23 protein-coding genes and 1 pseudogene are annotated in these 26,252 nt (G+C 60.3%); 11 read left to right on the top strand and 13 right to left on the bottom strand.

The genetic code is table 11. The features are described from left to right. Positions 1-70 precede the first annotated feature (70 nt). The 4 genes from NXC24_RS16750 (at position 71) to NXC24_RS16735 (ending at position 5,768) form a co-directional block, all read left to right on the top strand. Entirely contained in the window at positions 71-1,258 is a 1,188-nt protein-coding gene (locus tag NXC24_RS16750; protein WP_104824320.1) for a Gfo/Idh/MocA family oxidoreductase, read from the top strand. A 193-nt stretch (positions 1,259-1,451) separates the two neighbouring features. Beyond that, positions 1,452-2,825 (top strand): GH1 family beta-glucosidase, encoded by a 1,374-nt coding sequence (locus tag NXC24_RS16745; RefSeq protein WP_104824319.1) that lies wholly within the window; start codon positions 1,452-1,454, stop codon positions 2,823-2,825. A gap of 74 nt (positions 2,826-2,899) precedes the next feature. Next, positions 2,900-3,445: an NADPH-dependent FMN reductase gene (locus tag NXC24_RS16740; protein WP_104825214.1), complete on the top strand. Its 546-nt coding sequence runs from the start codon at positions 2,900-2,902 to the stop codon at positions 3,443-3,445. 109 nt (positions 3,446-3,554) lie between these two features. After that, complete coding sequence (locus tag NXC24_RS16735) at positions 3,555-5,768, top strand: bifunctional diguanylate cyclase/phosphodiesterase (protein ID WP_104824318.1); 2,214 nt, start codon at positions 3,555-3,557, stop codon at positions 5,766-5,768. Positions 5,769-5,876: 108 nt separating this feature from the next. Here the strand turns inward: NXC24_RS16735 and NXC24_RS16730 are convergent, their stop codons facing one another. Next, positions 5,877-6,821 carry a rhodanese-related sulfurtransferase gene (locus NXC24_RS16730; RefSeq protein WP_104825213.1) on the bottom strand — a complete coding sequence of 315 codons (945 nt, stop codon included), beginning with the start codon at positions 6,819-6,821 and terminating at the stop codon, positions 5,877-5,879. Between the two features lie 144 nt (positions 6,822-6,965). On the opposite strand from NXC24_RS16730, the gene NXC24_RS16725 reads away from it, so the two are divergent. Continuing rightward, the gene (locus tag NXC24_RS16725) at positions 6,966-7,427 is read left to right on the top strand and encodes a GNAT family N-acetyltransferase (RefSeq protein WP_104824317.1); all 462 of its coding nucleotides are present in this window, start codon (positions 6,966-6,968) and stop codon (positions 7,425-7,427) included. 60 nt (positions 7,428-7,487) lie between these two features. On the opposite strand, the pseudogene NXC24_RS16720 reads toward NXC24_RS16725, so the two are convergent. The 3 genes and pseudogenes from NXC24_RS16720 to NXC24_RS16710 form a co-directional block, all read right to left on the bottom strand. After that, positions 7,488-9,877, bottom strand: a pseudogene (locus tag NXC24_RS16720) (arylsulfatase). 241 nt (positions 9,878-10,118) lie between these two features. Continuing rightward, positions 10,119-10,541 (bottom strand): CHAD domain-containing protein, encoded by a 423-nt coding sequence (locus tag NXC24_RS16715; protein WP_245463895.1) that lies wholly within the window; start codon positions 10,539-10,541, stop codon positions 10,119-10,121. Positions 10,542-10,555: 14 nt separating this feature from the next. Continuing rightward, positions 10,556-11,041: a CYTH domain-containing protein gene (locus NXC24_RS16710; RefSeq protein ID WP_104825212.1), complete on the bottom strand. Its 486-nt coding sequence runs from the start codon at positions 11,039-11,041 to the stop codon at positions 10,556-10,558. A 160-nt stretch (positions 11,042-11,201) separates the two neighbouring features. Between NXC24_RS16710 and NXC24_RS16705 the strand changes: the two genes are divergently transcribed. The 3 genes from NXC24_RS16705 (at position 11,202) to NXC24_RS16695 (ending at position 13,040) form a co-directional block, all read left to right on the top strand. Next, on the top strand, positions 11,202-11,840 hold the full coding sequence (locus NXC24_RS16705) for a 2-dehydro-3-deoxy-phosphogluconate aldolase (protein ID WP_104824316.1): 639 nt from the start codon (positions 11,202-11,204) through the stop codon (positions 11,838-11,840). 184 nt (positions 11,841-12,024) lie between these two features. Continuing rightward, a complete protein-coding gene (locus NXC24_RS16700; RefSeq protein ID WP_104824315.1) occupies positions 12,025-12,732 on the top strand; it encodes a tellurite resistance TerB family protein in 708 nt (235 codons plus the stop codon). Between the two features lie 92 nt (positions 12,733-12,824). Continuing rightward, positions 12,825-13,040 carry a hypothetical protein gene (locus NXC24_RS16695; RefSeq protein ID WP_199773488.1) on the top strand — a complete coding sequence of 72 codons (216 nt, stop codon included), beginning with the start codon at positions 12,825-12,827 and terminating at the stop codon, positions 13,038-13,040. A gap of 9 nt (positions 13,041-13,049) precedes the next feature. On the opposite strand, the gene NXC24_RS16690 is transcribed toward NXC24_RS16695, so the two are convergent. The 3 genes from NXC24_RS16690 to NXC24_RS16680 all read right to left on the bottom strand — a co-directional run bounded on the left by NXC24_RS16690 (position 13,050) and on the right by NXC24_RS16680 (position 15,796). Continuing rightward, positions 13,050-14,162, bottom strand: a complete 1,113-nt coding sequence (locus NXC24_RS16690; protein WP_104824313.1) for a nickel/cobalt transporter — start codon at positions 14,160-14,162, stop codon at positions 13,050-13,052. Further along, entirely contained in the window at positions 14,156-14,812 is a 657-nt protein-coding gene (locus tag NXC24_RS16685) for a DUF1007 family protein (protein ID WP_199773487.1), read from the bottom strand. Before NXC24_RS16685 ends, NXC24_RS16690 begins: the two co-directional genes overlap by 7 nt. A 90-nt stretch (positions 14,813-14,902) precedes the next feature. Further along, entirely contained in the window at positions 14,903-15,796 is an 894-nt protein-coding gene (locus tag NXC24_RS16680) for a LysR family transcriptional regulator (RefSeq protein WP_104824311.1), read from the bottom strand. Between the two features lie 530 nt (positions 15,797-16,326). Between NXC24_RS16680 and odc2 the strand changes: the two genes are divergently transcribed. Both odc2 and NXC24_RS16670 read left to right on the top strand, forming a co-directional pair. Further along, the gene (odc2, locus tag NXC24_RS16675) at positions 16,327-17,460 is read left to right on the top strand and encodes an ornithine/lysine decarboxylase (RefSeq protein WP_104824310.1); all 1,134 of its coding nucleotides are present in this window, start codon (positions 16,327-16,329) and stop codon (positions 17,458-17,460) included. A gap of 113 nt (positions 17,461-17,573) precedes the next feature. After that, a complete protein-coding gene (locus NXC24_RS16670) occupies positions 17,574-18,164 on the top strand; it encodes an N-acetyltransferase (RefSeq protein WP_104824309.1) in 591 nt (196 codons plus the stop codon). Positions 18,165-18,204: 40 nt separating this feature from the next. Here the strand turns inward: NXC24_RS16670 and NXC24_RS16665 are convergent, their stop codons facing one another. From NXC24_RS16665 to NXC24_RS16640, 6 genes are all read right to left on the bottom strand, one after another. Next, entirely contained in the window at positions 18,205-19,584 is a 1,380-nt protein-coding gene (locus tag NXC24_RS16665) for a cytochrome c peroxidase (protein ID WP_104824308.1), read from the bottom strand. Positions 19,585-19,606: 22 nt separating this feature from the next. Continuing rightward, the gene (locus NXC24_RS16660) at positions 19,607-21,232 is read right to left on the bottom strand and encodes an alkaline phosphatase family protein (protein ID WP_104824307.1); all 1,626 of its coding nucleotides are present in this window, start codon (positions 21,230-21,232) and stop codon (positions 19,607-19,609) included. A gap of 447 nt (positions 21,233-21,679) precedes the next feature. Further along, positions 21,680-22,495, bottom strand: a complete 816-nt coding sequence (cysE, locus tag NXC24_RS16655) for a serine O-acetyltransferase (RefSeq protein ID WP_104824306.1) — start codon at positions 22,493-22,495, stop codon at positions 21,680-21,682. Between the two features lie 16 nt (positions 22,496-22,511). After that, a complete protein-coding gene (locus tag NXC24_RS16650; protein WP_104824305.1) occupies positions 22,512-23,501 on the bottom strand; it encodes a WD40 repeat domain-containing protein in 990 nt (329 codons plus the stop codon). After that, positions 23,501-24,595, bottom strand: a complete 1,095-nt coding sequence (locus NXC24_RS16645; protein ID WP_104824304.1) for a GTP-binding protein — start codon at positions 24,593-24,595, stop codon at positions 23,501-23,503. The genes NXC24_RS16650 and NXC24_RS16645 overlap by 1 nt, the downstream gene beginning before the upstream one ends. A gap of 190 nt (positions 24,596-24,785) precedes the next feature. After that, positions 24,786-25,577 (bottom strand): creatininase family protein, encoded by a 792-nt coding sequence (locus NXC24_RS16640; RefSeq protein ID WP_104824303.1) that lies wholly within the window; start codon positions 25,575-25,577, stop codon positions 24,786-24,788. Positions 25,578-25,663: 86 nt separating this feature from the next. On the opposite strand from NXC24_RS16640, the gene NXC24_RS16635 reads away from it, so the two are divergent. Beyond that, the gene (locus tag NXC24_RS16635; RefSeq protein WP_104824302.1) at positions 25,664-26,176 is read left to right on the top strand and encodes a MarR family winged helix-turn-helix transcriptional regulator; all 513 of its coding nucleotides are present in this window, start codon (positions 25,664-25,666) and stop codon (positions 26,174-26,176) included. Positions 26,177-26,252 lie beyond the last annotated feature (76 nt).

The following is a 26,252-nucleotide window of genomic DNA, read 5'->3' as shown; positions in this document are numbered from 1 at the left end:
GTTGTTTGGAACAGCAGGCACCAAATCTTCCCCCGCGAGGGGCGAATTCTAATTCATTCAGGAGGACCATATGGCAATCGAAGGATCATCGGAGCAGACGCGAGAGCCGCGCATTCGGCTTGGCATGGTGGGCGGAGGCGCGGGCGCCTTTATCGGTGCGGTGCATCGTATCGCCGCGCGCATTGACGACCAGTTCGATCTCGTCGCCGGCGCGCTGTCTGCCTCGCCGGACAAGGCTATCGCTTCGGGCCGTGATCTCGGTCTCGATCCGTCCCGCACCTATTCCAGCTATCGCGAGATGGCGATCCGCGAAGCCAAACTGAAGAACGGCATCGAAGCGGTTTCGATCGTCACGCCGAACCATGTTCACTATGATGCCGCCAAGGAATTCCTGAAGCGCGGCATCCACGTCATCTGCGACAAGCCGCTGACCTCCAATCTTGCCGACGCCAAGAAGCTGAAGAAGGTGGCTGACGAGAGCGGCGCGCTGTTCATCCTGACGCACAACTACACCGGCTATCCGATGGTTCGCCAGGCGCGCGAGATGATCGCCAATGGCGAGCTCGGCGATATCCGCATCGTGCATGCGGAATATCCCCAGGACTGGCTGACGGAAAACATCGAGCAGTCGGGCCAGAAGCAGGCGGCCTGGCGTACCGATCCGTCGCAGTCCGGCGCGGGTGGCTCGACCGGCGATATCGGCACGCATGCCTATAATCTCGCCTCTTTTGTTAGCGGCCTGGAACTCGATAGCCTCGCTGCCGATCTCGACAGTTTCGTCGAAGGCCGCCGTCTGGACGACAATGGTCATCTATTGCTGCGCTTCAAAGCCAAGGGTTCGGAGAAGCCGGCTAAGGGCATGCTGTGGTGCAGCCAGGTGGCACCGGGTCATGAGAACGGCCTGAAGGTCCGCGTCTACGGCACCAAGGGCGGCCTCGAATGGACGCAGGCCGATCCCAACTATCTCTGGTACACGCCATTCGGTGAGCCGAAGCGCCTGATCACCCGTAATGGCGCAGGCTCCGGTGCGGCCGCGGCGCGTGTTTCGCGCATCCCATCGGGACATCCGGAAGGCTATCTCGAAGCCTTCGCCACGATCTACACCGAGGCTGCGCGCGCCATCAATGCCCGCAAGAAGGGCGTGGCGGTCGATCCGGCCGTGGTTTACCCGACCGTCGATGACGGTGTGAAGGGTGTGGCTTTCGTCGAGGCCTGCGTTGCTTCCTCGAAGCGTAACGGTGCCTGGGTCAAGCTTTGATCTGCGAGTAAGAGGGCGGCGGGTTGTCCGCCGTCCCATGCTTTTCGACTTATAACTGCAACGTTGCAGATTTGTCATTTCAGGACTGTACAAGGACGTTTTCGTTGGTTTAAACCGCGCGCGGGCCCAATATCGTGAGCGCGGTCGATCGCATCAACCGCCGTCCCGCCGTTTGAAAGAAACGAGATTAGTCATGATTGATCCAAAGAGCTTCGCTGCCCGTTTCCCGGGCGATTTCACGTTCGGCGTTGCCACTGCCGCCTTCCAGATCGAAGGCGCCACCAAGGCGGATGGCCGCAAGCCGTCGATCTGGGATGCCTTCGCGAACATGCCGGGCCGCGTCTATCAGCGGCACAACGGCGATGTCGCCTGCGATCACTACAACCGGCTGGAACAGGATCTCGATCTGATCAAGGACATGGGCGTCGAAGCCTATCGCTTCTCGATCGCCTGGCCGCGCATCATTCCGGACGGCACCGGCCCGGTGAACGAAGCCGGCCTCGATTTCTACGATCGTCTCGTCGATGGCTGTAAGGCGCGTGGCATCAAGACCTTCGCGACGCTCTATCACTGGGATCTGCCGCTGACGCTCGCCGGCGACGGCGGCTGGACGGCACGTTCCACGGCCTATGCCTATCAGCGTTATGCCAAGACCGTCATGGCACGCCTCGGCGACCGTCTGGATTCGGTTGCCACCTTCAACGAACCCTGGTGCATTGTCTGGCTCAGCCATCTCTATGGCGTTCATGCGCCGGGCGAGCGTAACATGCAGGCCGCGCTTTATGCCATGCACACCATGAACCTCGCGCACGGTCTCGGCGTCGAGGCAATCCGGGCCGTCGCGCCGAAGGTGCCGGTCGGTATCGTGCTGAATGCGGCCTCGATCCTTCCGGGTTCCGATAGCGCCGAAGATCAGGCTGCCGTCGAGCGCGCGCATCAGTTCCACAACGGTGCCTTCTTCGATCCGATCTTCAAGGGGCAGTACCCGAAGGAATTCGTCGAGGTACTCAGCGACCGCATGCCTGTTGTCGAGGATGGCGATCTGAAGATCATCAACCAGAAGCTCGACTGGTGGGGCCTGAACTACTACATGCCGATGCGTGTCGCCGATGACGTGTCCAAGAGCGGCGATTTCCCCTGGACGAAGGAAGCGCCGCCTGCAAGCGACGTGAAGACCGACATCGGCTGGGAAATCTACGCGCCGGGCCTGAAGCATGTCGTGCAGGACCTCTACAAGCGCTACGAATTGCCGGAATGCTACATCACCGAAAACGGCGCCTGCTACAACATGGAGGTCGTCAACGGTGAAGTCGACGACCAGCCGCGCCTCGATTACTACATCGACCATCTCGGCGTGGTCGCCGACCTGATCAAGGACGGTTATCCCATGCGCGGTTATTTCGCCTGGAGCCTGATGGATAATTTCGAATGGGCGGAAGGCTATCGCATGCGTTTCGGCCTCGTGCACGTCGATTACGAGACGCAGGTGCGGACGGTGAAGAAGAGCGGCAAGTGGTACCGTGAACTCGCCGGTCAGTTCCCGAAGGGGAACCACAAGGCGGCTTGATGCCGCCTTTCGGCTCCTTCCGAAAGAGGGGGAAGGTCGCCCGAATCGCTGGCACCTGATAAGCCTTGGGCATGATCCAGCGTCCGCTCTCCCTCTACGCGCTCTGCGGCAGCCAAAGGCAGGCCTCGACCAGCCTTCGGTTGCTGGAAGCCCTGCGGCTGATTTCGCCAGACGGCGTTTCCATCGAAATCTGCGATTTGATCGGCAGCCTGCCGATCTTCAATCCCGATCATGAGGGCGACAGGACGCCTCCTATTGTCGAAACCTTTGCCGCGAAAATCCGCGATGTAGACGGGGTGATCGTCTCTTGCCCGGAATATGCCCATGGCATTCCCGGCGGATTCAAGAACGCATTGGATTGGCTGGTGTCGCGCGACGAAGTGCCGTTCAAGCCGCTGATGTTTGCGCATGCCTCGCATCGAGGCGATCTTGTGCTGGAACAACTGACCGAGGTGCTGAAGACAATGTCGCTCCGCATTGTGCCGGAGGCTTTTCTGCGTGTGCCGCTCGCCGGCAAGAGCGATGAGGCGCAGGCGACGACCCTGGCGGAGGCGCAACAGAACGGCACGTTGCAAGCCAGCCTCGATCGTTTTGCACAGGCGATCCGCGCATCCGCATGAATGCCTGCGATACCGATAAATATACAACCATTTCCTGCAAGAATCGTAGGCTCGCTTTAACCGTTTCTTGAAGACCTGACGGCACACTCCAAAGTCAAGGAGAAGTGCGTTGGGTGCAGTTTTCAAGTCAATCCAGCGGAATACGCAAATCGGTCGTCATTCCATCGTGACGGCCGTTTTGTTTTCGTTCGCTTTGGTGGTCACTGTGGTTACCTTGATGGTGCTGACAGCGATCGGCCGCGTCGCGGACTATTCCAACAAATTGGATGACGAACGCTCCTGGGAAACCACTGCCGGTGCGCTGAAGACCTTCGAAGGCCTGCTCGATGCCACGCTGCATGACTATGCTGCGCGCAACACCGCCGCCAGGAATGTCTACGATGAAAACGACCAGGACTGGATCGCCGGCAACTACGGCGAGATGTCCTCGGATGGCGCCCTGTTCGACATGGCGCTAGTGGTCGACGACAATAACAAGCCGATTATTGCCTATCAGGACGGCAAGCCGATGACCGACAGGATCGAGGATGTCTTCGGTCCCTCGCTCTGGGCCTTGGTGGATCAGGTGCGCAAGGCGCGGGTGACCAGCGTTCCGGAGGCGAGCGGCTATGTGATGACCAATAAGGGCATCGCCGCCGTTGGCGTGGGGACAATCCGCGAAAAATCCGGCCGAATCCCCGTGCCGGAAGGCAAGCGCCGCTATTTGATCTTCGTCCGGCACCTCGATGCAGCCAAGATCAAGATGCTTTCCAATACCTATGTCATCAGCGGCCTCAAGCTGGTCCCGCCGGATACGATTGCGCGCTATGCCGTTTCGATCGTCGATCCGCTTGGCAAGCCGCTCGGGCGGCTGGTCTGGACCTCGCGCGGGCCTGGTGACGTCAGCTATCAACAGGCCCGTCCGCTGGTGGTTGGTGCACTCGGCCTGGTCGGCATGTTCTTCTTGGTGCTGCTGATTCTGGGGTCTCTGGCAGGACGCCGGCTCAGGGCGGAAGAGGCGCTGGCGCGGCAGGGCTCGCTGCGGGACCGGCTCAGCGGCCTTCTCAATCGGGAGGGTCTTCGTCTCGATGTCGACCGACTAGTGGAGAGCGCCCGCGCCGACGGCAGCAATGTCCTGTTGCTCTATCTCGACCTCGACGGTTTCAAGGAAATCAACGACTCCTATGGCCACGGCACTGGCGACCAGTTGATCCGCGCCGTCGCAGCCGGGTTGAATGTGCTTATCCCGCCGAAGGCGATTCTTGCGCGGCTCGGCGGCGATGAATTCGCCGTCGCCTTTCCGACCAAGGAACTGAACGATGCGCCGGCGCTCAGGCTTGCCGAGCAGGTGCTGGATTTCTTTGCCGAGCCGCTGGAGATCGGTCGCCGCGTGGTGGTCGTCGGCGCCAGTATCGGCATTGCCAGCTCGCCGGAGGGCCGCATCGGCCGCGAGGAGCTGGTGCGCCGCGCCGACCTAGCCATGTACAAGGCCAAGGAAGCCGGACGCGCCCGTATGGCTTGCTATGAGACGGCGATGGATGCCGATCGCGAGGAGCGCAATGCACTGGAACTGGATCTGCGCAATGCCATCGAAAAAGAAGAGCTGACGCTCGCCTACCAGCCGCTGGTCGACGCCACGAGCCATGAGATCACTGGCGTCGAGGCGTTGGTACGCTGGAACAGGCCAGGTCACGGGCCGATTTCGCCTGAAGCCTTCATTCCTGTCGCCGAAACCAGTGGTTTGATCGAAGCACTCGGGCTGTTCGTACTAAGAAAAGCCTGCGAGACGGCGCGGCAATGGCCGGATCTGCGGATTGCAGTCAATGTCTCACCCGGACAGTTCCGCAACCCCGCCTTCGCGGACTATGTTCGGCATGTCCTGAACCATACGGAGATCGAAGCCGAACGCGTCACGCTGGAAATCACCGAAGGCTATATCATCCAGAACCCCGAGCGCACCCGCCAATCGATCGAGCGGCTGAAACGGCTTGGGGTCAAGGTGGCGCTGGACGATTTCGGCTCGGGCTTCTCGTCGATCGGCTATCTCCGCCAATTCGGCTTCGACCGCATCAAGATCGACCGGTCGCTGACCATGGATGTGCTGGAAGACAGCCGCGCCCGCGAGATGCTGCAGGCAACGGTGGCTTTGGCGCGTTCGCTCGACATCCCCGTGACGGCGGAAGGCATCGAGACGAAAGAGCAGGGGGCCGCCCTGGAGCACTTCGGTTGCGACGAGCTGCAGGGCTATTTCTTCGGCAAACCGCTGCCGGAAGCCGAGATCAGCAAGCGGCTGATGGCGCAGACGGCTCGCGTGCTCGACGTCGAGCGCGACGCAGCCGCCTAAATTCCCTAAAGCATGTCGCGCAAAAGTGTGCAGCGGTTTTGCGATAACGACATGCGCAAAATCAAGAACCTAAAGCGCAAGGGCGAATCCCAGAGATCGCGATGCGCTTTAGCCGCCAATATGCTCCTGGCCACGCTTGCGGGCGAGCATCACTTGGCGCTGGCGCTCGCGGAAGCGCTTGCGGTCTTCCTCAGTGCGGTCGTGATAGCAATGGCTGCAGGAGACGCCGGCTTCATAGAAGGGTGACGTGACCTCTTCCGCAGTGATCGGGTTGCGGCAGGCATGGCAGAGCTTGTGGTTGCCTTCCTTCAGGCCATGTTCGACGGAAACGCGCTCGTCGAAGACGAAGCAGGCGCCTTCCCAGAGGCTTTCCTCGGCGGGCACTTCTTCGAGATATTTCAGAATGCCGCCCTTGAGGTGGTAAACTTCATCGAAACCCTGCTCCTTCATGAAGGCGGTCGCCTTCTCGCAGCGGATACCGCCGGTGCAATACATAGCAATCTTCGGCTTGTTGTGCAGGCCCTCGTTCTGGCGCACCCATTCCGGAAATTCGCGGAATGTCTTCGTCTTCGGATCGACCGCGCCCTTGAACACGCCGATCGCCGTCTCGTAGTCGTTGCGTGTGTCGATGACGATGGTGTCGGGGTCGGAGATCAGCGCGTTCCAGTCCTGCGGCGCGACATAAGTGCCGACGATCTTGGTGGGGTCGATGTTCTCGACGCCCATGGTGACGATCTCTTTCTTCAGCTTCACCTTCATGCGGACGAAGGGCATTTTCGAGGCCCGGCTTTCCTTGTGCTCCAGCGTCGAAAATTCCGGCTGGGCGCGCAGGAAGGAGAGGACGGCGCCAATGCCTGCATCGGTGCCGGCGATGGTGCCGTTGATGCCCTCATGGGCGAGCAGCAGCGTACCCTTGACGCCGTTTGCTTCACAGAGCGCAAGCAGCGGCTCGCGCAGGGCTTCGAAGCGCGGGAAGGAGGCAAAATGATAGAGGGCGGCAACGAGGAACGCGCCCCCTGCCTCATGCCGCGGAGTGGAAAGGATGTCTGTCATGCCGCGGAAATACAATTTTGCGCGTCGGCAAGCAATCGGGATTTATCTGATGGCATTACGGTGGCCGTTATACGACTCGTGCTAGTCTGCGTTTGTGTGCAGCAACGATCGTTGCGCGGCGATGAGGTTGATGTGTCTGACAACATGCTGATGGTAAGACCATATGTCCCCGCGGATGCCGATCTGACCATGGACATATTCCTGAGAGCAATCCGGGAGGTGGCGTCGAAGGACTACAACCAAGCTCAAATCGACGCCTGGGCCAAGGTGGAAGACAGGGACGCGTGGGCGAAACGACGGTCAAGCAGGCCGGCCTGGATCGTTCAATATGGGGACGTGTCGATCGGATTTGCGGATCTGGTGCCCGATGGGCTCCTGGATATGATGTTTGTCCATCCCGATTATCAAGGCATGGGTGCCGCCAGCCTGCTCCTGACGACGGTCGAGGCAGAGGCAAGAAAACAGAGGCTCGGGCGCATTTTTACGGAAGCGAGCCTTACCGCCAGAGCGTTTTTCGAGCGACGAGGCTTCCGCGTCCTGGCATCGCAAATCGTGGAAAAGCGCGGGCAGACGCTCGAAAATTTCCGGATGGAGAAATTTCTCTGAGAGGCGGCTGCAGCGGGATTGAGGGGACATCGGTATCAATGTCCCCCCGTCCGGCATTGTCTACGGCTGCAACGCCACTTCCAGTTTTCCGATATTTCCATTGAAGGGGAACGGCACCTGATAGTCGTTGTCCTCTACGCCTGTCCGCGTATCGACCCCCACATCGAAGGTTTCATCCCACGGCATCAGTGCTGGAATTGTGTGTGGAATTTTCTCGTTGGCAACCTCGGTACCATCCACCTTGAGGACGCCCGTTCCGCCCTTGCCGAAACCGGGGCCATCGGATTTGAAATCGAACACAAGGGTGTGCTTGCCGGGTGCCAAGGCGTCATGACCTTCCCAGCGAAAGCGCTCCATATCGACAAAATTGTACAGGAACACCGGCTTGCCTTTGAGCAGATAGAAACCGTATCCGCCAAAGCGTCCACCCGTGGTGACAAGCATGCCTTCACCACCACCCTGCGGTATCTCCACCTCCGCGGTGATCGTGTACGATTTGTTCACGATGCTCGGAGCGTTGCTGGACGGAATACCGGATATCACGCCTGAATAGGTGAAGTTATTTCGCCCGGCCGTGGCACTCGGCCGCGGGGTGAGGAGACGCTCCAGGATAGAGTTATCAAGCGGGAAGACATTGTATTTCGCCGCTTCCATGAGAAACAATTCCTGCATCTCGTGCAGCTTGTCCGGCATCTTGGCGGCGAGATCGTTGTTTTCCGAAAAATCCTCCGTGAGGTTGTACAATTCCCATTTGTAGCCATCGACGACGTCGGGCATTTTGGTCGTGCCCATCAGCCAAGGCGCTGCGGGCGGCGTCGTGGCTGCGATCCAGCCGTCATTGTAGATCGCGCGGTTGCCGAACATCTCGAAATACTGCGTCGTGCGCGCTGACGGGGCTTGGGCATTGTCCCAGCTATAGGCCATGCTGACACCTTCGATCGGCTTTTGCGCCACGCCGTTGACCATGACAGGAGGTTGGATTCCAGTCGCCTCGAGAATGGTGGGAACGATGTCGATCACATGGTGGAGCTGACTGCGGATGCCGCCGGCTTCCTTGATCCGTGCTGGCCAGGCCATAGCCATGCCCTGCCTCGTACCGCCGAAATGCGAGGCGACCTGCTTCGTCCATTTGAACGGCGTGTCAAAGGCCCAGGACCAGGCCACCGACATATGCGGATACGTCTTGTCGGAACCCCAGACGTCGTAGAACTTCATCTGATCCGCGACCGGAATCTGCATACCCTCGATGGTGATCAATTCGTTGGGGGTGCCAAGAGTGCTGCCTTCGGCACTCGTACCGTTGTCGCCTTCGATGTAGATGACAAGCGTGTTATCGAGCTTGCCCAGGTCGTCGACCGCCTGGATCACTCTTCCGATCTCGTGATCGGAATAGGCGACATAGGCGGCGAAAACCTCAGCCTGTCGTGCAAACAGCTTCTTGCTGTCGGCATCTAAGCTGTCCCACTTCGGCAGGTCGTCAGGCCATGGGGTTAGCTGCGTATTCGCGGGAATGACCCCGAGCCGCTTCTGGTTGGCGAAAATCTGTTCGCGCATTTCGTTCCAACCCATGTCGAACTTGCCTTTGAACTTGTCTATCCACTCCTGGGTCGGATGGTGAGGCGCATGGGTAGCTCCGGGTACGAAATAGACGAAGAACGGTTTGTCAGGAGCGGCTGCATTCAGTTGCTTGATATGGTCGATGGCATTGTCGGCTTCGTCCGTGATAAGGTTGTAGTCCGGCTTGCCAACCCAGGGGAAAATCTGGGTCGTGTTTTGGAACAAGTATGGAGTCCATTGGTTGCTGTCGCCGCCCATGAAGCCGTAGAAATATTCGAAGCCCATCCCCACGGGCCATTGATCGAACGGCCCGGCACTGCTGTATTGGAAAGCAGGGGTGTTATGGTTCTTGCCGAACCAAGACGTTGCAAAGCCGTTCTGCTTCAGAATTTCACCGATCGTGGCGTTGTTTACCCCAATGACGGAATCGTAACCGGGGTAACCGGTTGCCTGCTCGGAAATGACCCCGAAACCCGACGAATGATGGTTTCGTCCGGTAATCAGCGCTGCCCTCGTCGGAGAACAGAGCGCTGTCGAATGGAACTGCGTGTAGCGCAGGCCCGCTTTCGCAACGCGATCCAGGGCAGGCGTCGGGATGACGCCGCCGAAAGTGCCAGCAACGCCGTAACCCGCATCATCGGTCATGATGAGCAGGATATTCGGCGCGCCCTTGGGGGCACAATCTGCGGCGGCCAATAAGGTTTGGAGTTCTTGGCGTCGAGGCCAATTTGTCCGCCAAATGCCGCGGGCGGGTTCGGAAGATATCTTCCGTCGATCGTCGTTGTTGCGCTGGGCGAACCAGGTTCGCCTGTGACCTGCTGGGCGCTTGCCCGGTCGAATGAAACGGCGGTTAAACTCAATGTGGCGAGAAATAATGTTCCAATTCTCAACATCGTCGTGTCCTCCCAACTCGATGAAGTCGAAACGTTGGCACGATGCTGAAAAGTAACAAGTACGTTACAGTTAATGAGACGTAATCGCTGTTGCGTCGGACGGCTTTCGACTGGGAGCGATCGGCGACAATCGCTACCGAGCGCGAGAAATTGCTTGCCTGTCCTGGGCGGACGGAATTGGTTTCCTCAATCCCCCGCTTCCAGCCAAAGCCGTCTGATCGTCCGCGCTTCCCGCTTCGGCTTATCCGAAAAAAATCCAGCGTGCTTTGGTCAGTGCTTCCTGGCGGGCGCTTTGCTGGCGAGAGATGATTGCCTCCAGCAGGCGGGCGCGGTCGTCGCTGCCGTTGAAGAGATGCGGCTCGCGATCGGTGACCTCGGATAGTATCGACAGATCGAGATAGCGGCCGAGCACATCGACCAGCGCCTTGGCTTCGAGCTGTTTTGCATGCATGGCTGCCGGCCAGATGTCGCGCAGCAGCGCATGATGCATCCAGCAATCCTGGCTGCGTTTGCGCAGCTCGTGAAACTGGTCGGTATGAGCTTCGGCATGGCATTCTGAGAGTGCCCTCGTCGCCTTACGACCGGTCTTGCGCCAGCTATTTTGAAAGATACGCGCGGTCTGGCGCCGGCCGCTGCCGAAGGAGGCGGCTTTCAGCGCTTCCAATGCTTCGCGGCAGGTCAGGCCGAATGCGATAACTCATCGTATTCCTGTTCGAATTGCGTCGCGAGCGCCTGGTTAGAGTAGCGGTATTCGCCGGTCACCTCGCGGCCAATCCAGTCCGGCAATTCCGGATCGTCGCTTTCGTCTTCCATCTCGACTTCGGCGATCACCAGGCCGCGATGCATGCCGCGAAAAACGTCGACTTCCCAGACGAAGCCTTTGAAGGGAACCTTGTAGCGGATCTTTTCTATGACCAGACCGATGGCATTGCCGAGCAGCTCTTCGGCATCGGCGACGGGGATTTCATATTCGAATTCATCCCGGATCATCGCCTTGCCGATCTTCATCGTCAGGGTCGCGACCGTGTGGTTCGTCAGGCGAACGCGAACGGAACGATCGTCCATCGAGGCGACATAGGCCTGCCGTAGGGTGAGTTTCTCGGAAACGAGGTCTCGCCAATGATCGCCACGGACCAGAAACTTTCGCTCGATCTCTTTTGCCATATGCTCGACATGCTCCGCCCGCATCCCATTTAAATAGACTAACGTAACTTATCGGCATTTCCTACCCGTTGTATTCAAACTTAGCTTTTGTCTCGACAAGGACCCTCGGGAAGGCTATTCGGAAACCGGATTTCAATCGTTTTAAGGGAGCACGCCGACCATGGGCGAGAAAACCGAAAAGCTTCTTTCCATCCTGAAACTGCAGCCTGTCGTCCCCGTCCTCATCGTGGAAGATGCGAAGTCGGCCGTTCCGCTCGCCCGCGCGCTTGTCGCCGGCGGCTTGAAGGCGATCGAGATTACGCTGCGGACCGCCGGTGCACTGGATGCCGTTCGGGCCGTCGCCGAGGAAGTCGAAGGCGCCGAAGTGGGCGCCGGTACGATCCTGAATGTCGCGCAGTGGGAAGCTGCCGTCGAGGCCGGCTCCAAATTCATCGTCAGCCCCGGCACCACGCAGGAACTTCTTGATGTGGCCCGCACCTCCCACGTTCCGCTGCTGCCGGGTGCGGCGACGGCGAGCGAAGTCATGGCGTTGCGTGAGGAAGGCTACAAGGTGCTGAAGTTCTTCCCGGCCGAACAGGCTGGCGGCGCTGCCTATCTGAAGGCACTGTCTTCGCCGCTGGCCGGCACGCTGTTCTGCCCGACCGGCGGCATTTCGCTGAAGAACGCCCATGATTACCTGTCGCTGCCGAACGTCATCTGTGTCGGCGGCTCCTGGGTTGCGCCGAAGGAACTGGTCGCGGCCGGCGATTGGGCCGGGATCACCAAGCTCGCCGCCGAAGCCGCCGCGCTGAAGGGCTGAGCCTTCCTGAAAAGTCGATTAAAGGGCGTGCATGGCTTCATGCGCGCCCTTTTTGCTTTTCAGCGGATTTGTATTTGCGGTCCTACCTTCCTATCTCCCTCTCGCAATTTCGTTTGCGCATGATCTCGTCCCAAAACCGCTGCGTACTGGGATCATGCTTCACAAAGGACGGAGGACCATCCACATGATCGACGCCCGCAAGCTTCTGGACCAGTTCCTCGGATCGCAAGTTCCGGGAATGCAGGGAAGCGTGAGAGACAAGGCGAGCGAGGCCATCAATCTCGCCAGGGACAATCCGCTGGCGACCAGCGCCATCGCCGGCGTGCTGCTGGGCACGAAGACTGGCCGCGACATTGCCGGCAACGTACTGACGCTCGGTGGTCTCGCCGCCATCGCCGGGCTCGGCTATCAGGCCTACAAGAACTATCAGGCCGGCAATGCACCACAGCCGGCGCCGCAGCCTGCCCAGCAGGCGGAGCCGCAATTTCTGCCGCCGCCTTCCAATTCCGGCTTCAGCACTGCGCCGGCGATTGCCAGCAATGATTTTGCACTTTCGCTGGTCCGCGCCATGATCGCCGCGGCTCGCGCCGATGGGCATATCGACGATGCCGAGCGGCAGCATATTCTCGGCAAGGTGCACGAAGCGGGCGTCGGTGCTGAAGCGGAAGCCTTTTTCGAGCGCGAGCTTGCCAATCCCGTCGATCTCGACGCCATCGTCGCATCGGCGCAAACGGAAGAGCAGCGCGTGCAGGTCTACGCTGCGTCGCGCCTGGCGATCGAGCCGGATTCGCGGGCGGAGCGCGGCTATCTCGATCTTCTCGCCGGCCGGCTCGGTCTCCCCGACGCGCTGGTCGATCACATCGAAGCGACGGTCGTGAGCGCCAAGGTCTGATCGTTGCCAGGAAAGGGCCGGTTGCCTTTCGCGGGCGGCTGGCCTAAGCCTTCGCCGGAAAGTAAGCAGCAGTGCGCGGAGGATTGGCCATTTTGACGGATAAGAAAAGCGAAACCCGCTCCACGGCGATCGCCGCCGCCATTATCCTGCTGGCCGCCATGGTGCTGCTGTACCTGATGCCGGATATCATCCTCCGGCTCGGCGATGTTTCGCCATGGCTCGGCACCGGCTTCGGCGTCCTCGTCATCCTTGCGTTCTTCCTGGTCTTCTGGCTGAGAGCCCGCTACCAGAGGCGCAACAGCCGGTAGTCCGCAGCGTCAAGTCTGCAGCGATGCGCCGAGCAGAACGATGCCGGTGCAGATGACCAGCAGCGCGCCAAGAATCTCAATGCCATTGCCGACCCACATCGAGAGCCTCGAGCCGCGACCGGTGAAGTGCACGGCGGTGCCCTTGGCGAAGACAGCGATGATGGCGAGCAGCGACACGGTCAGCGCCGTGCCGACCGACATGGCGATGACGGATAGCAAGCCGCCGAGATAGAGCCCGTTCAGCATCGAGAAGGTCATGACCAGCAGGGCGCCGGAACAGGGGCGCAAGCCGACGGTGATGATCGCCGACCAGGCCTCGCGGACACTGAAATTTTCATTCGACAGCATTTTCGGATCCGGCAGATGCGAATGGCCGCAGGTCTCGCAGACCATGCCATTGCCCGCATCATGCGTCGGATCGTCACAATTATAGCGGTTGCCCGTCTGCGGCGCTGCGCGGAAGTGCGATAGCCTTTGGGCGGGAGCGGAGCCGTTCGGAGCATCTTCGAATAGCGACATGCTGATCGGGCCGACCGATGTCGCGAGCTGCACTTCCTGGCGCTGTGGCCGGGCCTGGATCATCGAGCGCAGCTTGCGGAACAGCAGCCAGCCGCCAAAGATGATCACCATCACGAAGCTGGTGATCTCCATCGCATTGGTGGCCATCGTCATGGTGATGCCCGAGCCGCGCAGCACGAAATAAGCGGCACCGACGACGAGGACGGCGACGAGGCCCTGGATGAAGGCCGAAATGAACGAGATGATGATGCCGCGCTTCAGCTCGATCTCGTTGGCGACCATGTAGGAGGAGATGACGGCCTTGCCGTGGCCGGGGCCGGCGGCATGGAAGATGCCGTAGGCGAAGGAGAGGCCGATCAGCGTCCAGAGCTGCCAAGGGTCCTGGCGCATGGCCTCGATGGATTTGGTGAGCGCCCGATAGAAGGCCTGCTGCTCGTAATTCACATAGAGAAAGATCGGCGCCAGCGGCCCTCCGACCGGCTGGAAGCTCGGCTCCGCCGTGCCGATACCGAGCGGCGATCCGGTGGCGTGGGCGAGGCTTGCCATCGCTAGGAAGGCGAGGGCCATAGCCGGAAGCAACCGCGCTATCCGGAACGTCAGCATTGAACGTCTAACCGCGTTGCGAAGAGCTTCGACATGGTCGTTCCCGTCGGATCGTTGAAGAAGGCATCCGTCAAAGTCGACTTGTTTTCGGCGATGACCTCGTCCGGATTGGGGCGCACGACCTTTTGCGTGCAGCCTTTGAAGCCATCGCCCTCTGTCACCAGCTCATTGTCGCTGGGGAAATCGATCGAGGTATAGAGTGTAGGATCGTAGATGCCGAAGCTCAGCTTGTTGCCCTTGAGCGGCATCGGTTCGGACGGCTTGACGGCAAAGAACATCAGGAGCTGGCCGTCCCTGTAGTCGACATTGATGATGTCGGGCTTGTTCACCTTGATGGCTTTGCCGTTCAGCGTCAGGTTTGTGTAGTAGTCGTAGTCGGCGAGCGAATCGCGCACCGTTTTGCCGACTTCCTTGAGCTCGTCCGGATCGAGCTTCAGATTGGTGTTCTTGTCGAAATCCATCAGCACCGAGGAGGAGAAGACCTCGTCGAAGCGCCAGACATTGCGTAGCTCCTGCACGGCGCCGTCGGAGCCCGCCAGCACTTCCAGCCGCGCTTCCACGAAGATATGCGGATGCGCCGATGCCGCAACAGGCGCGAGCATCAGACCTCCGGCGAGGGCTGCAATAGAGATAGGCGTGGATTTTCTCATGCGTCCGATGTGCTTCGCGAGCATTGATTCACCTCGACTTCTGGTCAGGAAATGAGACGGAATTGGGACCGGTTGGCAGAGCTGAAGGGCTCAGCCGTGCTTGCGGAACCAGCTATGGAGGTAGTCGACGAAGATGCGCACCTTGGCCGGGAGATAACGACGGTGCGGATAGACAGCATAAATGCCGCGATCGGTCGGAAGATAATCGTTGAACAGCGTCAGCAACTGCCCGCTTTCGATCGCCTTGCGGCCGATGAAGTCCGGCACGACGGCAATGCCCAAGCTTGCCAAAGCCGCGCGCAGCGTCGCATGCGGGCTATTGACTTCGAGCGTGCCATTGATCGCGACATTAAAGGTCGAGCTGTCGGCATCGACGAAGCGAACATTGCCCTGTGAGCGATTGTTGGTGTCGATAATGAAAGGCACACGCGCAAGATCGCTCGGATGCTCCAGCGTCGGATAACGATCGAGGAATTCCTGGGTTGCACAAAGATGAACGCGGAAATCCGAGATCTTGCGGGCGATCATGCCGGAATCCTCAAGCTTGGTGACGCGCACTGCAACGTCGAAGCCTTCCTCGATCAGATCGACGAATCGATCTTCGGCGGCGATCTCCAGCGCGAGATCGGGGTTCTCCCTGGCGAAGTCGATCAGCGATTGCCCGACATCGGCGTCGACAAAGGTACGCGGCACGGAAACACGAAGCCGCCCTTTAAGCTGCTGATTGTTCTCGCGCACGAGATCGGCGAGATTGTCGATTTCTTTCAATATGTCGGAAGCGGTGCGGTAATAGGTGTGGCCGGCCTCGGTCATCGAGAATTGCCGGGTGGTGCGATTGAGCAGAAGCGCGCCAAGCTCATCCTCGAGCTCTCGGACATATTTGGAGAGCAGCGCCTTGGAGCGTCCGGTTTTCCTGGCGGCCGCGGAGAAACCTTCTGCTTCGACCACGTCGATGAAGGCGCGAATCCGGGTCAAAGTGTCCATGGCGAAGCCCTCGTTAACTGTCGCAAGTTATTGAACAAAATGCGCCGATTTGTTCAATTATTTTTTTCGGGCATAGGCGAAAAAAATTCTTGATTATGTCGGCGAATATTCCTATTTCGGGTTCAGCCCAAAGTCGCACGTGCCCGTGGGTGTCCGCCGATCCTCGATGTGGTGAGAAAATCGGTAAGGTACCTGGAATTAACCCCTCCAGTCGCTATTCCGGCCAACCGGAAAATGCGAGGACATCTGAAGCAACGACGGTGCGGGCCTTTTTGTTCTCTCCCGGCTTTCCATCAGCCGGGGTTACTGAAGAGGCACACCTTCATTGCCGGAAGTGCGGTTGGGATTATCCCTCCAATCCATGGCAGACAAAGCGAATTAGCGCCGCTTGCGGCACTCGTTCATCATCCGCGCTTCGCGCATTTGCACGGTTCCGGGGTCTCCACCGGCTGGTACCTGAGCGAATGAGCGTCGCCCTTTGTCCTCTGGGTCTTTTTCCCGGAGCTTTTGGAATTGAAAAGGGAATTGACATGACCACGCAACGTATTCGCGACTTTCTCGCTACCCGACGTCCGGACGGTCCCTGCCTGGTGGTTGATCTCGATGTCGTCCGCGACAATTTTCACGCCTTCCGTCATGCCATGCCGGACAGCGCCATCTATTACGCCGTCAAGGCCAACCCGGCTCCGGAAGTGCTGCGCCTGCTGGCAAGCCTCGGCTCCAACTTCGATTGCGCGTCCGTCGCTGAAATCGAAATGGCGCTCGACGCCGGTGCGACCCCTGCCCGCATCTCCTTCGGCAACACGATCAAGAAGGAACGCGATATCGCCCGTGCGCATGCACTCGGCATCAACCTCTTTGCCGTCGATAGCCACGAGGAAGTCGAGAAGATTTCCCGTGCCGCTCCCGGCGCTCGTGTGTTCTGCCGCGTCCTGACGGATGGTGAAGGCGCCGAATGGCCGCTGTCGCGCAAGTTCGGCTGCGTTCCGCAGATGGCTGTCGACGTTCTCGTCTATGCCCATCAGCTCGGTCTGGCATCCTACGGCGTGTCGTTCCACGTCGGCTCGCAGATGACCAAGGTCGATGCCTGGGATGCGGCTCTCGCCGATGCCAAGCGCGTCTTCGTCTCGCTCGCCAAGCAGGGCATTCACCTGCAGATGGTCAACATGGGCGGCGGTTTCCCGACCAAGTACCTGCGTGACGTTCCGTCGGCGGAAGCATACGGCAAGGCGATCTTTGCGGCTCTGCGCGCCCATTTCGGCAACCAGATCCCGCACACCATCATCGAGCCGGGCCGCGGCATGGTCGGCAATGCCGGCGTGATCAAGGCTGAAGTCGTCCTGATTTCGAAGAAGTCGGACAACGATGCCGCTCGCTGGGTCTTCCTCGACATCGGCAAATTCGGTGGTCTCGCCGAAACCATGGACGAGGCGATCCGCTATCCGATCCGCACCGAGCGCGACGCCGACGAGATGGAAGCCTGCATCATTGCCGGTCCGACCTGCGATTCGGCCGACGTGCTCTACGAGAAGAACCTCTATCCGCTGCCCGTGACGCTCACGATCGGCGACGAGGTCCTGATTGAAGGCACGGGCGCCTATACGACGACCTACTCGGCTGTAGCGTTCAACGGCTTCGACCCGCTGAAGGCCTACATCATCTAAGATCCCGTAAGGATCTAAACTCCGACAAAGCCGCCCCCGTAGCCAGCCGGGGCGGCACCCTCACAATAGTTTGTCACCACCGCTGATAACGGTATTGGGCACGGGAGGCCGGTATGGCCGCTGTTCTTGATTCTGTGCGCGCATTCTTTGCGCCGTCCACCTTCACCCTCGACCTGGAAAACGCAGGCGATGTCGTCGCGCGCGAAAATCTGCTTGATCGCGTCATGGGCGCCGATCGCCGCAAGAAGTCGTCCGAAAAGCTTCGCCGTGGCCGCGTTCCGGCCGAGGGCCTGGCGCTTGTCGCCCGCGATCGCGCCGGCCATGTCATCGGCACCGTTCGCCTGTGGAACGTCGAAGCTGGCGTCGATCGTGAGACCCGCCCGGTCGATGCGCTGCTGCTCGGCCCGCTGGCGGTCGATGGCGCCCACGAAGGCAAGGGTGTCGGCTCGGCGCTGATGCGTGCCGCCATCCTCGAAGCCAAGAAGCGCGGCCATGGCGCTGTCCTGCTCGTCGGCGATGCACCCTATTACGAGCGTTTCGGCTTCTTCGCCGAAAAGGCGCGCCATCTGGTCATGCCTGGCCCATTCCAGCGCGACCGTTTCCTCGCGCTGGAACTCAAGGATGGTTGGCTGGGCAGTGCCGTCGGCATGATCGTCGCCAGCGGCCGCAAGCTGGCCCAGCCGCCGGTCGCCAAGGCGGCCTGAGGTTTCAAATCCGCCTTCGCCCGTTCGGGCGGAGGCGTTTCTATTTGGCCGCCTTCACCCCATCCTTAGCCGGGTCGTAACCATCAGTCAGCGTCTTCAGAAACGCAACGACATCGGCGATTTCCGTATCGTTCAGAGCCGGCGCATCGCCTAGCTTGCGGTTCATCGGCGCGTCGATGACGTCGATATTGGCCTGATATTGCGCCGGAAGATCGTTGTATTTCTGTGCCTTCCCGCCGGCGTCCTTCGGGTAGATCTCGTCGGGATTGGTGTCCCGCTTGACATAGAAGCGGGTGACGTCCTCCAGCGAGCGGTAGACGCCATTGTGGAAGAAGACATGGCGGCTGGCGACATTGCGTAGCGTCGGTGTCTTGAACAGTCCGCAATTCTGCGGCTGGGCGGAATAAGTGTCGTTGCGTAGCGGGCCGCAGATGCCGGTGTCGTAATAATGCGCGTCGGCATTGGCTGGAATGTCCGGATTGCGCGGTGCGCCAAGCGCCTCGAATTCGAAATCGGTGAAGTTCGGCATCTGGCCGTCTCCCGTCATCTTGTCGAGATGGCAAGAGGCGCAGTTACCCTTGTTGGGATCATCGAACAGTTTCAGCCCGCGCATTTCGGCGTCTGATAACATCGCCTTGCCGCGCAGATAATAGTCGTATTTGCTCGAATAGGGATGGAAGGAGGGCTCTTCGATCTGGTAGCGGGCGAGCGCAAAACCGGCTTCGGCGATCGTCATATCCTGATCGTTGAGGACATTGTTGCCGAAGAGGGCGCCGATGTCCTTGCCGTAACCCTGTTTCAGCTCGGCATAGACAGCGGCTGCATCGGCATTGGCCATCTCGAAGGGCGAGATCATCGGCTGCAGCGCTTGTTCCTCCAGCGAGTCGACACGGCCGTCCCAGAACATGCCGCCTTGCGGCACCAGATCGGGCGCGTTCGAATTGGCTTTGACGACGGCCTGTGCGGTCAGTGGCCCCGCGACCGTCGCCGGGGTGTTTGCAAGCGCCACGCCGGAGGCTTCGGTCATTGGGGCTGCCTCGGCCGCCTCGTCGGCAGCACTTTCCGCGCCGACGGAGAAGGAAGGCGTCGACATCTTATAGGCGAGGCTCGGCACTGCGCGGATGCCCGGCTGATCGAAATGCGGGCCACCGAGCTGCACGGCGCGGTCATTGGCCGGTGCGTAGTGATTGGCGGGATCGTGGCAGGTGGCGCAGGACATCTGGCCGCCGCCTGACAGTGAGGGATCGTAGAACAGCTTCCGGCCGAGCTGCGCGACGGCGCTCAGCGAAGCCGTGTCGTCACGGGTATTTGCCGCGACGGCATTGGCGGCGGGTTCGCTTGCCAAGCCGATGGTCGCCCCCGCGAGCGAGATGCTCGCGAGTGCGATCAGGGGAAGGAAATGGTGCTTCTTCAAGGACATTGTCCATCCCCTTATTTTCAGCTTAGGAAGCGCTATTGCCGGTCTTTGTGTCGAGGATCAGCTTCTGTGCATCGCCCTTCGACCAGTCGAACATGTTGTTCAGCGAGCCGGAAATGGCATCGAACGAGCCGCCACCGAGACGTTCGCCGCCCATCCAGTTGTCTTCGATGAAGCGCATGACGGAGGTCTGGTCGGTCAAAGTATGGTCGACGAAGTTGACCTTGGAGTAGGGCGAGATAACCAACAGCGGCTGGCGCGTGCCGTAGCCACAACGGCCCTGGGCCGGCTGGCCGTTGACGCCCGGCAGCGGCGTGCCGGTCGAGCAGCCATCTCCGTTCAGCACGTCATAACCCTTGACGCCAAGCTTCGATGGATTGACGACGGCGTGGGCATGGTCATACCAGCCGTCGGAATCGTCGTAGAGGACGATGATAGCGGTGTCTTTCCAGTCCGGCGAATTCTGAACGGTGTTGACCACCTGGGTGACGAACTCCTGCTCGTCGAGCGGATCAGAATAGCCGGCATGGCCGTCCTGATATGCCGGCGCCTTCAGGAAGCTGACGATCGGCATGTTGCCGTTCTTCAGGGCCGCGTAGAAGTCCGTCACATCATACTGGTGGTTGGCTGCGTCGGTGGTGCCGATTGCAGCGACCGAGGACGGGCGCGCATGCGTCGGGTTGGCGGTCGAGGCGTAGTACTGGAACGGCTGGTGATGCGGGATATAGTCAGCGCTGTTGACCTGGGTGACGGTTGAGGTCGTCGCACGCTTGCAGCCCGTCGTGCCGTCTGGGTTCGTCTGCGTCAGGTCGAAGCCGCCTTCGAAGAAGCCCCAGGTGATGTTGTGTTCGTTCAGCATGTCGCCAATGTTCTTGCCGTACATCAGCCCTGTCTGGCCGACCGAGCAGACATCGCCGGTCGGATCGAAGTCGCTGATGACGGTCCAGCCGCCATTGCCGTCGGGCACGATGCGGCCCTTGGAATAGGTGCCGTCCTTCTCCAGCGCATAGCCGGGCGGCAGGATGGCGCCGTTGGTCTGGCCGGAGATGAGGTTCAGCGCGCCGGGGGTCGACGGGCCGAAATTGGTGGAGAAGGAATTGTCGTTCAGGGCATAGTGCTGAGCGTAGTTCCAGAGCGCCGTGACGGTGTTGCCGTCATAATAGCCCATGACCTGGCCCTTGGTGCCGAAAGCGCCGGCAGCACCCTTGGTGCCCCTGCCGGTATTGGCCGGGAAAAGGTCCATGGCGAAGTTGTTGTAGGCCGCCTGCTCGGCGGTGTAGCCGTGGTTCTGCGATTGGGTCGCTGCCTGCGTGCGGTCGAGGCGGAACGGGGCGGCCGCATCGGCTCCGTTTGCCGCGTTGGTCTTATTCGGATTGCTGTCGAGAAGACCGGCATTGGCCAGCGTGTTGATATCGGTCGGCGTGTTGTCGGCGGCCTTGAATGCCGGCTCACCGTCGACGTTTGCGGCCTTGGGGTAGGTCGCGAAATAGTGGTCGAAGGAGACGTTTTCCTGGAAGACGACGACCAGATGCTTGATCGGCGTCGCGGTATTCGTCGGCGCCTTGTCGGCGGCACCGGCGGTGGAACAGAGCGAAATCAGAGTAAGCGCGCTGCCGGCGGCAAGGGCAGCGCGACGCGAAAGACAGATCATTGCCATATCCTCTCGAGTGGGGGCTTTGCCCCGACGCTTAAGGTGCGCCGCGCCGAGGCGGAAGGAACCATGCCGGGCTAGCAAGCGCATATGACAGTTCCGTGAAGGGGGCGGCGGGAGAGGGAGGCGTTGCCCATGAAGGACGTAACTAAAGGGTTGTTTTTGCTGACATGAAAAAGGAGGTCGCGGACAGGTGTTGCGGATGCCCGTATCCTGCTACCTTATGTCACGGCTGACATTGATGCGATCCACCCGCCCCCGCCCTTCGAGGGTCGCTTCGCTCCCGCCTCAGGGTGAGGGCTGATCTTTTGGCTCCGGCCGCAACGGGCTATCGTTCGGTCTCTACTTTACTGTGACGACGAGCCCACTCCGCCTCATCCTGAGGCGCGTAGCCCGTCGGGCGCAGCCTCGAAGGACGAGGCGGCCACTGACGTTCAGGGACTAAAGCTAGATATTCTGATCCATCGTCTCGGCCGGTATCTCATCGGCGCGATGGATGCGAACGACGGTCGCGGGAACGCCGGCGACGGTGCAGTGGGCCGGTACCGGCTTTACCACGACGCTACCGGCCGCGACCTTGCTGAAGGCGCCGACTTCGATGTTGCCGAGGATCTTTGCGCCGGCGCCGATCATCACGCCATGGCGGATTTTCGGGTGCCGGTCGCCGGTTTCCTTGCCGGTGCCGCCGAGCGTGACGTTCTGCAGGATCGAGACTTCATCCTCGATAACGGCAGTCTCGCCGATGACAATGCCGGAGCCGTGATCGAGCATGATGGACGAGCCGATCCTCGCCGCCGGATGAATATCCGGGCCGAAGACGAGCGAGGCCAGGTTGGAAAGCCAACTGGCGATTTCCGGCCGGCCCTCCGTCCAGAGGGCGTGGGCGATGCGGTGGGTCTGAAGGGCGTGGAAGCCCTTGAGATTCAGGAGCGCATGCAGATAGGTCGTACAGGCGGGATCGCGGGTGCGGACCGCGACGAGATCGGCCTCCGTCGCCTGGAGGATTGCGGCATGCCGCGTCAGCACATCATGAAACAGGGCGAAAAGAGCGTCGGTTTCGATGCCGGCGACGGAAAGCCGGGCGACCAGGACATTGGCGAGGCTTTCGGCATCCGACTGCGTCGCGATGATCTGCGCTGCGAGCAGCGGGCGCAAGGTCGGCTCGCGGCCGGCGAGGTCGGCCGCTTCATGGCGGATTACGTCCCAGACGCTGCCGGCTGCGGCAGGGGAATGTCCGGCGATTGCCGTTCCTGTCTGGGACATAACCATATCTTTCTGATCAAGCGGAAACGTCAACCACGCCGCAATCGCCGGTTTCGGAGGCAAAGGCGAGCAGCTTGCCGGATTTGCTCCAGCTCATCGAGGTGATCGCACCTTTGCCTGGACGGCGCAAGAGCGCTTCCTTGGAGTCGCCAATGCGCACCGCCAGGATCATGCCATCAATGAAGCCGATCGCCAGGATGTCTTCCACCGGATGAAACTTGACCGAGGTCGCCATGATGTTGCCGCGTGTGCCGAGTTCCAGCGGCGCTTTGCCCATCGGGCCATCCTTGCCCTGAAACGGCCAGACGATCGCCGCCGGTGCGCCGGAGGAGGCAAGCCACTTGCCTTTGTTGGACCAGGAGAGCGATTTCACCTTGGCGGGATAGCCGGTCATGCGCATGTGCCTGGCCTCGGCGCCGGGCTTCGTATCCATCTTCCAGCCGTGCAAGGCGTTTTCCTGCATGGTGGTGACGACAAACTGACCGTCGGGCGAGAAGGTGACCCCGGTATGGGCGCCCTTCCATTCGAGATTGATCGGCTGCCCTGCCATCCCGACCCAATGCAGCGACACGCCGTTATAGCGCGCGACCGCGATGCGCAGGCCCTTCGGCGCGAAGGCGATGCCTTCGACGGTGCGCTCCTCGGCAAATTCCTTGATCGAGCCGTCTGCCAGCCGCACGAAGCTGCTTTTCCCGTAGGCATAAGCAACCGCGCCCTGCGGGCCGGCGGCGAGCTGGGTGATCCATTTGCGCGGCGCCTCGGCAAGCACGGTAACGCCGCCGTCAGCGGCAATCCGGAGAACCTTCCCGTCCTCGCCGCCGGAAATCAAGCTGTCGTTGTAGGGATCGCGAACGCAGGTGAGCATGCCCTGATGGGCTTCGGTCACCTTCTCGCCGCCTTCCAGCCGATGAATCGCGCCGGCAGCACTGGCGAAGAAGGGGGTATCACCTAAAAATTCGACGGCCAGAACGTGGCCGTCGATATCAAGCGGAGCAACAGTCGGCATCAGGCGGCCGCCTCGCAGGCCTTGAAGCTCTTTTCCAGCTTTTCGCGGTCGAGTTCGCGGCCGATAAAGACCAAGCGGCTCTCATGCTTTTCGCCGTCTTTCCAGGGGCGCTGGTGATCGCCCTCGATGATCATGTGGACGCCCTGGACGACGTAGCGCTCAGCGTCGCCCTTGAAGGCAATGATGCCCTTGAGGCGCAGAATGTTCGGGCCGTCGGTCTGCGTGACCTTCTGGATCCACGGGAAGAAGCGCTCCGGATTCATCTCGCCGCCACGCAGCGAGACCGACTGCACCGTTACGTCATGAATGGCCGACAGGCTATGGTGATGGTGGTCGTGATCATGATCATGGTGGTGATGGTCGTGATCATGATCATGATTATGGTCATGATGGTGGTGATCGCAATCCGGGCCGCAGACATGATCTTCATGGCCGTGCTCGAGGAAATGCGGATCGTTTTCCAAGGCGCGCTCGAGGTTGAAAGCACCCTGGTTCAGAACGCGGGCGAGATCGACGCCGGAGCGGGTGGTCTTGTAGACGCGGGCGGCAGGATTGATGGCGCGGACGATATCTTCGATCTGAGCCAGCTCTTCCGCAGAGACGAGATCGGACTTGTTGATGACGACGACGTCGGCGAAGGCGATCTGGTCTTCGGCTTCGCGGCTGTCCTTCAGTCGCAGCGGCAGGTGCTTGGCATCGACGAGCGCGACGACGGCGTCGAGTTCGGTCTTGGCGCGGACATCGTCATCCATGAAGAAGGTCTGCGCGACGGGAACCGGATCGGCGAGGCCGGTGGTCTCGACGATAATGCCGTCGAAGCGGCCCGGACGGCGCATCAGACCTTCGACGACGCGGATGAGGTCGCCGCGCACCGTGCAGCAAACGCAGCCATTGTTCATCTCATAGATTTCCTCGTCCGATTCGACGATCAGATCGTTGTCGATGCCGATCTCGCCGAACTCATTGACGATGACTGCGTATTTCTTGCCGTGGTTTTCGGAGAGGATACGGTTCAGCAGCGTCGTCTTGCCGGCGCCGAGGTAGCCGGTGAGAACGGTGACGGGAATGGGCTTCTGCGTGGCTGTTTCGGTCATGGGAGCCTCGAAATATCGGAGTTTTCTCCGGAGAGCGGAAAATGATCGGCTTCCATATAAGGAGTTGGCGGCGTCAGTTCAAAGGCTTTTGTATGTTATAAGATCACATCAGGTTTGGAGTGGCGGGTTCGATGTCGGTCTGAGAGAAATCGTTTCCGACGAAGAGGAGAGGGCAGCCACAAGTGATCGGCTATCTCAACGCCTCCACATCAAACTCATCGACATCCCGCAAAAGCTCCACCAATCCCTGCACCGCATGGCCGATCAGCCGCTCACCCTTCTCCGCAGTCGCAGCACTGGCGTTGCCGGCTACGCCCTCTTTGCTCAGATCAGACATCCTCCAGCCGAAGGCGTGCTGGCCATAGGCTCGCAGGTGCTTGAAGCGCCTGATGAAATCGGATTGCTGCGAAGGGAAATCGGCAGCCTTGGTCATGTCGACCCTCTCCGGGTTGAGTGCCAGCATTGCCGATGTTTCGATATCGCCACCGTGGATATCGATGGCCTTGTTCTCCGGCGCGATCAGCCCTTCAGGTACGCCAAAGCGTGTCCAACTGGTCGCGACGGCCAGCATGTCGAAGCGAACGCGTGCTTCCGTCGCGACGATGGTCATCAAGGGCGAGTTGCCGCCGTGAGCGTTCAGCATGACGAATTTGCGGATGCCGAGATGGTGCATGTTTTCGGCGATATCAAGCCATCGATTGACAGCGTCGTCGAAGGCGAGTGTTTTGGTACCGGCGATATCCATATGCTCGATGGAATAGCCGACCGGCTCGACGGGCAGGAAAGTGACGGGCAAATCAGATGGTAGGGCAGTCTTCAGGCGGGCGACGATGCCCTCCGCAATCAAGGTGTCGGTCTCGAAAGGCAGATGGGGCCCGTGTTGTTCATGGGCGCCAAGCGGCAGGACGACGATCCAATTTGCCCGTTCTGTTGGCGTCAGCGTCCTATCATTGTCATCGAAACGCGGCATAGGCTGTGCCATCTGCGGATGTGCCTCTTGTTTATGTCAATAACCTGCGCAATGTCATACCGTGATGCTGCAGCGGCGGAAAGATCAACGGAATCACGATGGGTAAGAAGAACAAGGACGGAAAAAAAGGTAAGTCGGGTAAGAAGAAGGATCACGGCGACTACACGCTTGCCGATTTGTCGCCGGCATTGACGCAGGCGGCGCGGTCGATGCGCACGGTTCTGACCCGCAACCTGACTGCAAGTGGCCTTTACGCGGGCCAGGATGGCGTCATCCTCGCGCTGGCGGAGAGCGATGGCCTGCCGGCGGGGACGCTGGCGCAGAAGCTCGGCGTCAAGGCGCCGACCATGACCCGCACGATCGGGCGCATGGAGGCGCAGGGCTTCGTCGAGCGGCGGCCCGATGCCGCGGACGCCCGGTTGACAAAGGTCTATCTCACCGAGATCGGGCGCAACAGCGTCACCGAAATTACAAGTTCGGCCGCGGCTTGCGACGAACTCGCCACTCGCGGTTTTTCGGAGAAGGATGTCCGTTCGCTCGTGCGTCTGTTGAAGGCGATCGACGGCAATCTTCAGGCCGGCGACCATGACGAAGATGATGGGGAATTCTGAGCTCCCTTGAGGATTCAAGTTGCACGGCGCGATTTAAGCTTTTAATTAAAGTTTTTAAATTCCGGATTCGTGAGGC

The organism is Rhizobium sp. NXC24 (assembly GCF_002944315.1).
Lineage (GTDB): Bacteria > Pseudomonadota > Alphaproteobacteria > Rhizobiales > Rhizobiaceae > Rhizobium.
This window is presented reverse-complemented; position numbering and strand designations above follow the sequence as displayed.